The organism is Pseudomonas sp. TMW22090, from assembly GCF_022496665.1.
Taxonomy (GTDB): domain Bacteria; phylum Pseudomonadota; class Gammaproteobacteria; order Pseudomonadales; family Pseudomonadaceae; genus Aquipseudomonas; species Aquipseudomonas gregormendelii.
In genome coordinates this window covers 443,293-456,658 of record NZ_SCFH01000001.1, presented here as the reverse complement: position 1 = coordinate 456,658, position 13,366 = coordinate 443,293, and the positions used below count along the sequence as shown (strand labels likewise).

General features: G+C 60.4%; 9 protein-coding genes. 4 read left to right on the top strand and 5 right to left on the bottom strand.

The window, feature by feature from the left end:
- Positions 1 to 34: 34 nt before the first annotated feature.
- From nfuA to EQV97_RS02140, 3 genes are all read right to left on the bottom strand, one after another.
- Positions 35 to 619 (bottom strand): Fe-S biogenesis protein NfuA, encoded by a 585-nt coding sequence (gene nfuA, locus EQV97_RS02150; RefSeq protein WP_045057579.1) that lies wholly within the window; start codon positions 617 to 619, stop codon positions 35 to 37.
- A gap of 57 nt (positions 620 to 676) precedes the next feature.
- Positions 677 to 1,711, bottom strand: coding sequence for an acyltransferase (locus EQV97_RS02145; protein ID WP_240888289.1), 1,035 nt, complete (start codon positions 1,709 to 1,711; stop codon positions 677 to 679).
- 123 nt (positions 1,712 to 1,834) lie between these two features.
- Positions 1,835 to 4,120 (bottom strand): fatty acid cis/trans isomerase, encoded by a 2,286-nt coding sequence (locus EQV97_RS02140; RefSeq protein WP_122840642.1) that lies wholly within the window; start codon positions 4,118 to 4,120, stop codon positions 1,835 to 1,837.
- Between the two features lie 155 nt (positions 4,121 to 4,275).
- Between EQV97_RS02140 and metH the strand changes: the two genes are divergently transcribed.
- Both metH and EQV97_RS02130 read left to right on the top strand, forming a co-directional pair.
- Complete coding sequence (gene metH / locus EQV97_RS02135) at positions 4,276 to 7,986, top strand: methionine synthase (protein ID WP_240888288.1); 3,711 nt, start codon at positions 4,276 to 4,278, stop codon at positions 7,984 to 7,986.
- Positions 7,987 to 8,088: 102 nt separating this feature from the next.
- The gene (locus EQV97_RS02130) at positions 8,089 to 8,307 is read left to right on the top strand and encodes a DUF2970 domain-containing protein (RefSeq protein WP_045057583.1); all 219 of its coding nucleotides are present in this window, start codon (positions 8,089 to 8,091) and stop codon (positions 8,305 to 8,307) included.
- An 8-nt stretch (positions 8,308 to 8,315) separates the two neighbouring features.
- On the opposite strand, the gene EQV97_RS02125 is transcribed toward EQV97_RS02130, so the two are convergent.
- Entirely contained in the window at positions 8,316 to 9,389 is a 1,074-nt protein-coding gene (locus EQV97_RS02125) for an ABC transporter substrate-binding protein (RefSeq protein WP_240888287.1), read from the bottom strand.
- 521 nt (positions 9,390 to 9,910) lie between these two features.
- On the opposite strand from EQV97_RS02125, the gene EQV97_RS02120 reads away from it, so the two are divergent.
- Complete coding sequence (locus EQV97_RS02120) at positions 9,911 to 11,569, top strand: nitrite/sulfite reductase (protein WP_122840645.1); 1,659 nt, start codon at positions 9,911 to 9,913, stop codon at positions 11,567 to 11,569.
- Complete coding sequence (locus EQV97_RS02115; RefSeq protein WP_045057586.1) at positions 11,553 to 12,047, top strand: DUF934 domain-containing protein; 495 nt, start codon at positions 11,553 to 11,555, stop codon at positions 12,045 to 12,047. The genes EQV97_RS02120 and EQV97_RS02115 overlap by 17 nt, the downstream gene beginning before the upstream one ends.
- Before the next feature lie 91 nt (positions 12,048 to 12,138).
- Here EQV97_RS02115 and sohB read toward each other — a convergent pair whose 3' ends face one another.
- Positions 12,139 to 13,161: a protease SohB gene (gene sohB / locus EQV97_RS02110; RefSeq protein WP_122840646.1), complete on the bottom strand. Its 1,023-nt coding sequence runs from the start codon at positions 13,159 to 13,161 to the stop codon at positions 12,139 to 12,141.
- Positions 13,162 to 13,366: the final 205 nt, after the last annotated feature.

Sequence of the window (13,366 nt, the reverse complement as noted above, 5' to 3'; positions counted from 1 at the left end):
GCCGTTTTTTTTGCTTGCGCAGCGAACACCTTACTTAGTAGTAGGCGTTTTCTTTCTGCGTATGGTCAGTCACATCGCGCACGCCCTTGAGCTCCGGCACACGCTCGAGCAAGGTGCGCTCGATGCCTTCGCGCAAGGTCACGTCTGCCTGGCCGCAGCCCTGGCAACCGCCACCAAACTTGAGGACGGCGATGCCGTCGTCGACCACATCGATCAGGCTGACCTGGCCGCCGTGGCTGGCGAGGCCCGGGTTGATCTCGGTTTGCAGGTAGTAGTTGATGCGCTCGTTGATCGGGCTGTCGGCGTTGACCATTGGCACCTTGGCGTTGGGTGCCTTGATGGTCAACTGGCCGCCCATGCGGTCGGTGGCATAGTCGACTACCGCGTCGTCCAGGAACGCTTCGCTGAACGAATCGATGTAAGCGGTGAAGCTCTTGAGCCCCAGCGCCGTGTCTTCAGGTTTTTCTTCGCCCGGCTTGCAGTAGGCAATGCAGGTTTCGGCGTACTGGGTGCCGGGCTGGGTGATAAAGACGCGAATGCCGATACCCGGGGTGTTCTGCTTGGAGAGCAGATCAGCCAGATAATCGTGGGCGGCGTCAGTGATGGTAATAGCGGTCATGGAAACTCCTCGCAGGCTTGGGCGCAGTTTACGCCAATCAACGCGCGGGACAAAGTCCTAGTATTTTTGTCGGGAAAGAGCCGGCGACGGTTGGGCCCCGGATTTGCCATCAACACGCTGTTTAAGCCACCGATAGCTGGATTTTTCCACCCACTGGTAGCTGGCCCAGGAGCCCACGGCGATCGCCAGTACGCACAGCACAAACATGACGTAGGGGTTCACACCATACCGTTGTGCGATAAAACCACCTGCGGACAGCACCAGCACATGCATCAGGTACACCGAGTAGGAACAATCACCCAATAGCTTGAGCGTTCGATTGTGTTCAAAGAAACGCTCAAGCGCCATGCACGCCATGACCAGCACCGCGCTTGGCAGGCCCCAGACCAGAAATCGCGGTTGCGGGGGCGAATGGTAGATTATCAGCAACGCGCCGCTGATGCCCACCAGTGGCAGCCACAGGCCCGGGCGGATCCAGCCGCGGCGGTGCAGCATGCCGATGGCGATCCCCAGCAGGAACTCGTAGACGATGTCCGAGCGATAGAACTGGCTGACCCAGCCATAGCCCGTCCATGCCTGGCACACCGCGAAAAATAACGCCGCAACCACCAGCAGCCTCACCTGCAGGCGGAACAACAGCGCCCAGGCGAACAGCACGTAGAAGAGCATTTCGTAGTTGAGGGTCCAACCGACATTAAGTGTTGGATAAATGCCGTAGCCACCGGGATTTTCGCTGGGAACGAACAGCAGGGACAGGAGGAAGTGCGACCAGTCAACGGTCTGGTCTGGCAGCAGGGGTTGGGCGAACACCACCAGTAGCGCCATCAACAGGGTGTAGAACCAGTAGGCCGGAACGATGCGAAACAGTCGGTACAGCAGGAATTTTCCGGGCGGCAGTGCTTTGCCTTCGGTGGACAGGAAGATCACCAGGCCGCTGATCACAAAGAAAATATCGACGCCCACCGCGCCTTTGTCGATGAACATCTGCCCGATCGGGCCACGGGCCTTGAAGTCGAAGAATATCTGCATGAAATGGTGGCAAACCACCGTCCAGGCGGCCAGGGCGCGTAATGCCTGTACAGAAATCAGCATTGATTGCCCTCCGTTGAACATCCACATACCACCGCAATCGACCTGTGGCAGCGAGCAGGCTCGCTCCCATAGGGACATCAGTGTGCCTTGTAGATCGGACAACGCCGCGTCGGCAAAGGTCTATCAAAGATTCTCGTAGCGGTTCATGTCCAGCACGCCCTCTTCCTCCGGCTGGGTCTCGTGCACATACCGGCTCAAGTCGTGAAAGTACTGCCAGAACTGCGGATGGCTGCGGCGGATGCCCCAGCGCTGGATGATTTTCTCCAGGCGGTTGGCGTCCTTGGCATTCTCCATGGCATCAACGAAAGCTGGCACCTGGTCGGCAGGAATGTTGAAGATGAAATTCGGATAGCTGCTCAACACACCTGGAAAAATGGTCAGGGTGTCCAGGCCGGGTTGATAACGCAGTGACTCGCCCAGCAGAAACGCGACGTTGCTGTGGGCGCGATTGCGCAGAAGGCTGTAGACCTCACGCTGACCGCTGGCACTCTGCACGCGCAACAGGGTGGCTTCCGGCAACAGGTCGATGACCCTCAGCCCGGCGGCCGGGCGCGAGGTCAAGCGGCTCAAGGCTTGATCGGCATTCTGCAAGTCCGGGTCGATGTTGGGGCGCGAGCAATACGCGCCCTCACAGCGATTGATCGGGTCGGGGCTGGCGTCGAGGTCGCCGTAGCGGGCCAGCAACTGCCGGGCAAAGTCACGCTTGGGGTCCTTTTCATCGAGCTTGAGCGCAGTGTCCTTGTCGTCGTCGATGCTCTCGTAATCCAGCCACATCTTGATTTTGCCGCTGTTCTGATACCAGTCGTCGAGGTAGCCCTCCCGGGAATCGGCGGGCATCAGGCGCAGGAAATTCTGCTCGGCGCCATTGCGGATCAGGTCGAAATACAGCCGCGTCTGCGCCTGGTGCGACACGTTGCCGAACACGTCGAAGTTGACCGCCAGCTGGTAATAGGTGCGTTCCAGCAGCGGATAATCGAACAGCCACATCGTTTGCGGCACTTCGCCAATCAAGCCCTTGGTCACCGACGCGCTGTCGAAATGGCGGAAGATGCTCAGCAACGCATTGTCATTGCCCGCCCACAGCGTCGACCAGCTCGGCGCCGGCGCGTCGGCATAACTGTCGCGGCGCAAGGCTTCGTACTCATTGCGTTTATTGCGGTAGTCGTGCCACAGGGTCAGCACACTGCCGACGTCATCGTCCTGCCCGGGCATCGCCAGCAGCGGCGTGGCCTGGCCGCGATAGTTGGGGTCGGTGATGTAGAGGTCGTGCTCCGGCGCCTGGAACAGTGCCCAGAAGTTATCGCGGATCACGTCGGTGGCAATCTGGCCACGGCACACCGGACCGCGAATAAAGGTGCGCACGAAGTACTCGGCGTTATCCAGCATGAACTGATAGCGCGCCTGGGCCGGGATCGCTTCGAAGGTACTGAACGGATTGGCCCGCCGTTCAGGGCCATAGCCGGGCAAGGCGTTGACCTGCCAGTTACCGGTGTAGAAAAGGCTCTTGACCCGGGCCATCTTCGGCGCGCTCAACGGGTAGCTGATGTGAGTCTTGTGCACGATCACCCCTTGCACGGGCCGCAGGCGGTAATACACCTGGGTCCCGGGATCGTCGTTGGGACGCCGGGTCTTGATCAGGTCGATGGGCTGGCCGGTGGGTGTTCGCGAGCGCACCCACTGGAAAAAGTGCCCGGGCTCGCCGTCCTTGAAGTACAGGTGGGCCAGGAACCAGTGTTCGAACAACCAGCGCCCCACCAGGCTTTCCCGGGCACCCGGCGCATTGAGCAGGTTTTCCCACTGCAGCACCTGCAATGCTTCCCGGGAGGACGGCTGCAGGCCTTGTTCATCAATGGGCGCACCCGAGGCCAGCCAGCGTTGAAGCGTCTGGTATTGCTGGTCGGTCAGGCCTGTCACTGCGAGCGGCATGCCCTCTTTGGGGTGGGCACCGGCGTAGCCGTCGAATTCGCCCGGCATGGCACACATGTTGGCCCGGTTCAGGCCAAGCGCGATCTCCTCGGGCAGTTTGGCATTGGGCTGCAACGGCGTGCGGTGGCCCAGTTCCAGCATCCGCGCCATCAGGGAAGCCTGGCTCGCCTGGGCGTCGAGCACCGAATAGAAACCCTTCTGCTGCCAGGCCTGCTTGCCGAACGCATCGTAATACAGCCGGGTTGGCGCGGCCGCGCTGGTGCGTTCGCCGTCGTAGACCGGGGTCTTGCTCGCGCCCCGTGCCGCGCCCTCGCCGCTGCCCAGGTTCAACTGACAGGCGGCGTCATTGCAGGCGTGGCAGGCCACGCACTTTTCGGTGAAGATCGGTTGAATATCCCGGGTATAGGAAATGGCCGGCTCCTGCGCCGCAGCGCCCCAGCTCAAACACAGCACAATCATGCTGGTGACGAAGCGATACGACATGTCCCTGGTCCCGATCATGAGAAAACGCCGCGATTCTACCGGCACGGGGCTATCACCAACATGAGCGATATTCATGCAAAACCGGTACATGCTCTAAAAGCGCGCAGGTTTGCTATGATCCCGGCCCTTCGTAATGGTCTTTCCGAGTAGTCCACATGTCCGATCGCAGTGTTCGCCTTCAAGCTCTCAAGCACGCCCTCAAAGAGCGCATCCTGATTCTCGATGGCGGCATGGGCACCATGATCCAGAGCTACAAGCTCGAGGAGCAGGATTACCGGGGTAAACGCTTTGCAGACTGGCCGAGCGACGTCAAGGGTAACAATGACCTGCTGGTGCTGACTCGCCCGGACGTGATCGGCTCGATCGAAAAAGCCTACCTGGATGCCGGCGCCGACATCCTCGAAACCAACACCTTCAATGCCACCCAGGTATCCCTGGCCGATTACGGCATGCAGGGCCTGGCATACGAGTTAAACGTAGAAGGCGCACGCCTGGCGCGCAAGGTGGCTGATGCCAAGACCCTGGAAACCCCGGACAAGCCGCGCTTCGTCGCTGGCGTGATCGGGCCGACCAGTCGCACCTGCTCGCTGTCGCCGGACGTGAACAACCCCGGCTACCGCAACGTGACCTTCGATGAACTGGTGGAAAACTACACCGAGGCGGCCAAAGGCCTGATCGAGGGTGGCAGCGACTTGATCCTGATCGAAACCATCTTCGATACCTTGAACGCCAAGGCAGCGATCTTTGCCGTGCAGGGGGTGTTCGAAGAGCTGGGCATCGAGTTGCCAATCATGATCTCCGGCACCATTACCGACGCCTCTGGCCGCACCTTGTCGGGCCAGACCACCGAAGCCTTCTGGAACTCCGTGGCCCACGCCAAGCCGATATCGGTTGGCCTGAACTGCGCCCTCGGCGCCAGCGAGTTGCGCCCGTACCTGGAGGAGCTGTCGAACAAGGCAGGCACCCACGTCTCCGCGCACCCGAACGCCGGGCTACCCAACGAGTTCGGCGAGTACGACGAGCTGCCAGCGCAAACCGCCAAGGTCATCGAAGAGTTCGCCCAGAGCGGGTTTCTCAACATCGTCGGCGGCTGCTGCGGCACCACCCCGGGCCACATCGAAGCCATCGCCAAGGCCGTGGCGGGATATGCGCCGCGGCAGATTCCGGACATTCCCAAGGCGTGCCGCCTTTCCGGGCTTGAGCCGTTCACCATCGATCGCAGCTCGCTGTTCGTCAACGTCGGCGAGCGCACCAATATCACCGGCTCGGCAAAGTTCGCCCGCCTGATTCGTGAAGACAACTACACCGAAGCCCTGGAAGTCGCCCTGCAACAGGTCGAGGCCGGCGCCCAGGTGATCGACATCAACATGGACGAAGGGATGCTCGATTCGAAGAAGGCGATGGTGACCTTCCTCAATCTGATTGCCGGTGAACCGGACATCTCCCGCGTCCCGATCATGATCGACTCCTCGAAATGGGAAGTGATCGAGGCCGGCCTGAAATGCATCCAGGGCAAGGGCATCGTCAACTCGATCAGCATGAAAGAAGGCGTCGAGCAGTTCATGCATCACGCCAAGCTGTGCAAGCGCTACGGTGCGGCGGTGGTCGTGATGGCCTTCGACGAAGCCGGCCAGGCTGACACCGAAGCGCGCAAGAAGGAAATCTGCAAGCGCTCCTACGACATTCTGGTCAACGAAGTCGGCTTCCCGCCGGAAGACATCATCTTCGACCCGAACATCTTCGCCGTGGCTACCGGTATCGAAGAACACAACAACTATGCCGTGGACTTCATCAACGCCTGCGCCTACATCCGAGACGAGCTGCCATATGCGCTGACGTCGGGCGGCGTGTCCAACGTGTCGTTCTCGTTCCGGGGCAACAACCCGGTGCGCGAGGCCATCCACTCGGTGTTTCTGTTGTATGCGATCCGCAACGGCCTGAGCATGGGCATCGTCAACGCCGGCCAGCTGGAGATCTATGACCAGATCCCGGCCGAACTGCGTGACGCCGTGGAGGACGTCGTGCTCAACCGTACCCCGGAAGGCACCGACGCCCTCCTCGCCATCGCCGACAAGTACAAGGGCGACGGCAGCGTCAAGGAAGCCGAGACCGAAGAGTGGCGCAGCTGGGACGTCAACAAGCGCCTGGAGCACGCACTGGTCAAGGGCATCACCACCCACATCGTCGAGGACACCGAAGAGTCGCGCCTGTCGTTCGCCCGCCCGATCGAAGTGATCGAAGGGCCGCTGATGTCCGGCATGAACATCGTTGGCGACCTGTTCGGCGCCGGCAAGATGTTCCTGCCGCAAGTGGTGAAATCCGCCCGGGTGATGAAGCAGGCCGTAGCCCACCTGATTCCGTTTATCGAACTGGAAAAAGGCGACAAGCCCGAAGCCAAGGGCAAGATCCTGATGGCCACGGTCAAGGGCGACGTGCATGACATCGGCAAGAACATCGTCGGCGTGGTCCTGGGTTGCAACGGCTATGACATCGTCGACCTGGGCGTCATGGTGCCGGCGGAGAAAATCCTCCAGGTGGCCAGGGAGCAGAAGTGCGACATCATCGGCCTGTCCGGCCTGATCACCCCGTCGCTGGACGAGATGGTCCACGTAGCCCGTGAAATGCAGCGCCAGGATTTCCACCTGCCGCTGATGATCGGTGGCGCCACTACCTCCAAGGCACACACGGCGGTGAAGATCGAGCCCAAGTACAGCAATGACGCGGTGATTTATGTCACCGACGCCTCCCGCGCCGTGGGCGTGGCGACCCAGTTGTTGTCCAAGGAGTTGAAACCGGCTTTCGTCGAGAAGACTCGCCAGGACTACGTCGAGGTTCGCGAACGCACCGCCAACCGCAGCGCCCGCACTGAACGCCTGAGCTACCCGGCGGCGATCGCCAAGAAGCCGCAGTTCGACTGGAGCACCTACACGCCGGTCACACCGACGTTCACCGGTGCCCGGGTGCTGGATAATATCGATTTGAAGGTGCTGGCCGAATACATCGACTGGACGCCGTTCTTCATTTCCTGGGACCTGGCCGGCAAGTTTCCGCGCATCCTCACCGACGAAGTCGTGGGTGAAGCCGCCACTGCGCTCTACGCGGATGCCCGGGAGATGCTGGACAAGCTGATCAACGAAAAGCTGATCAGTGCCCGTGCGGTGTTCGGCTTCTGGCCGGCCAATCAGGTGCGCGACGACGACATCGAAGTCTACGGCGATGACGGCAAGCCGTTGGCCAAGCTGCATCACTTGCGCCAGCAGATCATCAAGACCGACGGCAAACCAAACTTCTCCCTGGCCGACTTCGTGGCGCCCAAGGACAGCGAGATCACCGACTACGTCGGCGGGTTTATCACCACTGCCGGCATCGGTGCCGAAGAAGTGGCCAAGGCTTACCAGGACGCCGGCGACGATTACAACTCGATCATGGTCAAGGCCTTGGCCGACCGCCTGGCCGAGGCCTGCGCCGAGTGGCTGCACCAGCAGGTGCGCAAGGATTATTGGGGTTATGCCAAGGACGAGACCCTCGACAACGAGGCACTGATCAAGGAGCAGTACACCGGCATCCGCCCTGCGCCGGGCTACCCGGCGTGCCCTGATCACACCGAGAAAAGCACGCTGTTCAGCCTGCTCGACCCTGAAGCCAGCGAAATGCAGGCCGGCCGCAGCGGCGTGTTTCTCACCGAGCACTACGCAATGTTCCCTGCTGCTGCAGTCAGCGGCTGGTACTTCGCCCATCCGCAGGCGCAGTACTTTGCCGTGGGCAAGATCGACAAGGACCAGGTGCAGAGTTACACCTCACGCAAAGGCCAGGAGCTCAGCGTGACCGAGCGCTGGCTGGCACCGAACCTGGGTTACGACAACTAAGATCTACAGATCGCAGCCTGCGGCAGCTCCTACAGGTCATCAGGCTGCGATCTGCCCTGCTTTGTCTATGCTTACCTTTCTCACACAAGTGATGAGGGATTTATGGACGATCCGGTCGACAACAAACCGCCGAGCTTCTGGCAGATGCTACACAGCGTCATGGCTGCGGCGTTCGGGGTTCAAAGCGGGAAGAATCGGGCACGCGACTTCACCCATGGCAAGCCCAGTCATTTTGTCATCCTGGGCATCCTGTTCACGGCGGTGTTTGCCTTGACGTTGTTTGCCATCGTCAAGCTGGTGCTGCACCTGGCCGGCATCTGAGATCGCTGTCAGTGCATCAGGGTGTGCATGCTGAAGGGGTACCGGTAAGACGCCGGGCGGCCTTTTGCCGACAGGCGGCGGAAGTTCACCCGGTAATCGGTCGACGTCTTCATGGCCAGCAGACGCCGGGCCTGTGCCTGATCGACCACTTGCAACAGGGCAAGCATCTGGTCCCGTCCTCCTTGCCGGTTCAGGTCTATACCGAGCTCATGGTCATGCAACTGCACCAGCGCCCAACCCCCAAGGGTAAAGTGCCCGCCCATCAACACGCTCAGGCGTCCGTCAACCTTGGCTTGCAACGCCGAAGGCGAGGTATTGACCGCGCTGAACAGCGCGTCCTTGCCGGGGACCCCGCCGGTCTCCGAATACGCCTGCATCGCGCCGAATGCCATTTCGTCATTGGCTGACCACACCAGGCTCACTTTGGGGTAGCGCTGGAACAACATTCGGGCTTGCTCGTACGCCCGCTGCCGGGTCCACCCGCTGTACACCAACTGGCGCAAGCGTACCTGCGGATGTTCGGCCAGGGCGCGATACATGCCTTGCTCGCGTAAATGGGCAGAGGGCGTAATTTTCAAGCCGGAAAAGGCCAGCAACTCGATCACCTGGCCGGGTGCGGCGGGCGGATGCTGGCGGATCAACTCCTTGAGCATCAGGTAGCCGCCCTCCTCGTCGTTGGGCACCAGGCTACCCAGCAAGTCCGGACGATCGCCCAGCAGGCTCTTCTGATTGTCGGTCAGGGACGCGTTGACCATGAACAGCTTGACGCCGCTACCCTGGGCCAGGCGCATGATTTGCGGAGCAACGTATTGCTCGTTGACGAAGATCAGGTAATCCGGACGCTGGGGCCCCTGCAATGCCTCACGGGCTTGCACCACGGTCAATTCCGGCATGCGTTCGCTGTAGCGCACCTGCAAGTCGATGCCCAGGTCATCCGCCGCCGCTCGCATGAACTGTGCGTAGGTCACCCAGAAGGTTTCGTTGGTGCCACCGGGACTGAGGAACAGCACCGACTCGGCGCGCGCGGCTGAGCCGCAGGCAGCGCTGAGTGCCAGCAATAGAGTGAAGCAGTACTTGAGCATTGGTCGTCCGGGCCCCGAAAATCCGCCGCGCATTATAGCCAGCGAAGCCCGGAAAATCGGTCTTTACCGCATGTTCTGTCCGACAATCGTCGGAATCAGGCCCGGACGAGGCGGTTTATTGATGACTGACCCAGAACACGGCAGTGCCCACGACCAGGATGATCAGGAACAAAATCGCCCAGGCATCAACCGTACTGTCGGGTTTTGAAGCTTTGGTAGGGTTGCTCATTGCATCGCCTCTTGTCGGTTTTATCGGTGATTGCACGAAGACTCGCTCACAGTTAAGACGATGATTGCCCACACCACAAACGCGGGTTTGCTAACAACGATTCTCGTTAGTCGTTTTGGTTCTTTACATATACTCAAACATCACTTTTGCGCATAACTACAAACTGGTATCTTGCCCCGGCTCCGTTGGGAGTGCGCGGCCGTGCGCGCAGAATTGCCGAGGCAGTATCGGACTTCAGCAAGCCCCACATGCAGCTGGAACCGACCGGCCCAAGCCTGAGAACAGGACTTATATGTACGTATACGACGAGTACGATCAGCGGATCATCGAGGACCGCGTCAAGCAGTTCCGTGATCAGACCCGACGCTATCTGGCAGGCGAGCTGAGCGAAGAAGAATTCCGCCCCCTGCGCCTGCAAAATGGCCTTTACATCCAGCGTTTCGCGCCGATGTTGCGGGTCGCGGTGCCTTACGGCCAACTGACTTCGCGCCAAACGCGAATGATGGCCAAGATCGCCCGTGACTATGACAAGGGCTATGCCCACATCAGCACCCGGCAGAACGTACAGTTCAACTGGCCGGCGCTGGAAGACATCCCGGATATCCTGGCAGAGCTGGCCACCGTGCAGATGCACGCGATCCAGACCAGCGGCAACTGCCTGCGCAATGTCACCACCGACCAGTTCGCCGGTGTCGCGTTCGATGAGCTGATTGATCCGCGCCCATGGTGCGAGATTGTGCGCCAGTGGACCACCTTCCACCCTGAGTTCGCCTACCTGCCGCGCAAGTTCAAGATCGCGATCAACGGTTCGACCTCCGACCGTGCCGCCATCGAAGTGCACGACATCGGCCTTGAGCCGGTGCACAACGCGGCCGGCGAGTTGGGTTTCCGCGTGCTGGTGGGTGGCGGCCTGGGCCGTACCCCGGTGGTGGGCGCTTTCATCAACGAATTCCTGCCGTGGCAGGACCTGTTGAGCTATCTCGACGCCATCCTGCGTGTCTACAACCGCTATGGCCGTCGTGACAACAAATACAAGGCGCGGATCAAGATCCTGGTCAAGGCGCTGACTCCTGAAGTTTTCGCCCAGAAAGTCGACGCGGAAATGGAGCACCTGCGCGGTGGCCAGACCACCTTGACCGAAGCCGAAGTGCATCGGGTGGCCAAGCACTTCGTGGACCCCGAGTACCAGGCGCTGGACAACCAGAGCGCGGCCCTGGCCGAGCTTGACCAGCAGCACCCGGGCTTCGCCCGCTGGCGCACGCGCAACACCCTGGCGCACAAGAAGCCGGGTTACGTTGCCGTGACATTATCGCTGAAACCTACCGGCGTGGCACCGGGGGACATCACCGACAAACAGCTGGATGCCGTGGCTGACCTGGCCGAACGTTACTCGTTCGGTCAACTGCGCACATCCCATGAGCAGAACATCATTCTGGCGGACGTCGAGCAGAGCCAACTGTTTACCCTCTGGGGTGAACTGCGCGAGCAAGGGTTCGCCACGCCGAACATCGGCCTGCTGACCGACATCATCTGCTGCCCGGGGGGTGACTTCTGCTCCCTGGCCAACGCCAAGTCGATCCCGATTGCCGAATCGATCCAGCGTCGTTTCGATAACCTGGACTACCTGTTCGACATCGGCGAACTGGACTTGAACATTTCCGGTTGCATGAACGCCTGCGGTCACCACCACGTCGGCCATATCGGCATTCTCGGGGTGGACAAGAAAGGCGAAGAGTTTTACCAGGTCTCCCTGGGTGGCAGCGCCAGTCGCGATGCGAGCCTGGGCAAGATCCTCGGCCCGTCCTTCGCCCAGGAAGCCATGCCTGATGTGATCGAGAAGCTGATCAACGTGTACGTCGAACAACGTACCGAAGACGAGCGCTTCATCGACACTTACCAGCGTATCGGCATCGACCTCTTCAAGGAGCGCGTCTATGCAGCGAATCATTAAGAACAACGAAGTCGTCGACGAAACCTGGCACCTGCTGCCCAAGGATTTCAACATCGACGAGATCAGCAACTGCGACGACCTGATCGTCCCGCTGCAGCTGTGGCGTGAACACAGCCGCATGCTCAAGGCCCGCGATGGCGGCCTTGGCGTGTGGCTGGATGCGGATGAAGAAGCGGAAGAAATCGGTGACGACGTGGACCAGTTCCAGGTCATCGCCCTTAACTTTCCCGCTTTCACCGATGGTCGCAATTACTCCAACGCCCGCCTGCTGCGTGACCGCTACGGTTTTAAAGGCGAGTTGCGGGCGATCGGCGATGTGCTGCGTGACCAGCTGTTCTATCTGCGTCGCTGCGGCTTCGATGCCTTCGCATTGCGCGCTGACAAAGACCCGTACGAAGCGCTGGAAAGCCTCAAGGACTTCTCGGTGACCTATCAGGCCGCCACTGACGAACCGCTGCCGCTGTTTCGTCGTCGCTGATGCTGCAAAGGCATGACCCCGTCCGGGGTCATGCGTCCTTCCCACTGAGCCCTTTCACCTTCAAGAGGTGAAAGGGCTCAGTGGTGACTGGTTACCAGAAGCGTTGTTGAGTCAACCGGCTCCACCAGGTCAGCAGTACCCGGTCGACTGAACCGCTGGCCGCCATGCCGATGCGTTCCTGCAAGCTTTTACGTTCGGCATAGTGCAGGTGGTACAGCTCGGATTTCTTCGCCCGTTCTGCCAGGTACTCGTCGCTGGTCTTGAGTTCGTCGACCAGTTGCAGGTCCAGCGCAGCCATGCCCAGCCAGATTTCGCCGGTGGCGACCTCATCGATGGCCAGTTGCGGCCGGTAACGCGAGACGAAGTTCTTGAACAGCTGATGGGTGATGTCCAGGTCTTCCTGGAATTTTTCCCGGCCCTTCTCGGTGTTTTCGCCGAACACGGTCAAGGTGCGCTTGTATTCCCCGGCAGTCAGCACCTCGAAATCGATGTCATGTTTCTTCAGCAGGCGGTTGACGTTGGGCAGTTGCGCAACCACCCCGATGGAACCGAGGATGGCAAAGGGTGCGCTGATGATCTTCTCGCCAATGCACGCCATCATGTAGCCGCCGCTCGCCGCCACCTTGTCGATGCACACGGTCAAGGGCACGCCCGCATCACGGATGCGCGCCAGTTGCGACGACGCCAGGCCGTAGCTGTGCACCATGCCCCCGCCGCTTTCCAGGCGCAGCACCACTTCATCCTTGGGGGTCGCCAGGGTCAGCAATGCGGTGATCTCATGGCGCAGGCTTTCAGTGGCGGAGGCCTTGATGTCGCCATCGAAATCCAGCACGAAAACCCGTGGCTTGGCCTCGGGCTTCTTCTTTTGCTTTTTCTCGGTCTTGGCCTGGGACTTGCGCAGGGCCTTGAGCTGGTCCTTGTCGAGCAAGGTGTGCTCCAGGCGTTCGCGCAGGCCCTTGTAGAAATCATTCAGCTTGCTGACCTGCAACTGGCCGGCGGATTTGCGGCGACCCTTGCTGCGCAATGCCGCAAAACTCGCCATCACCACCAGAATGGCGACCACCAGTGTCACGGTCTTGGCCAGGAAACTGGCGTACTCTGCAAAAAACTCCACAGCAACTCCTTCATTACTAAGCGCGGCATGAAAACGCACGCGGGGTGGTTACCAGCATACCCATGCGCCGGCCTGTCGGCCAGCCGCGAAACCTGTGGTAACAGGCCTGGAACGAGCATTTCAAACAAGCGTATGTTTTTTCATTGACAGCACACCGTCATCCCCCATAACCTCGCCAGACCTTCAACGTACCGGGATGAAGCGG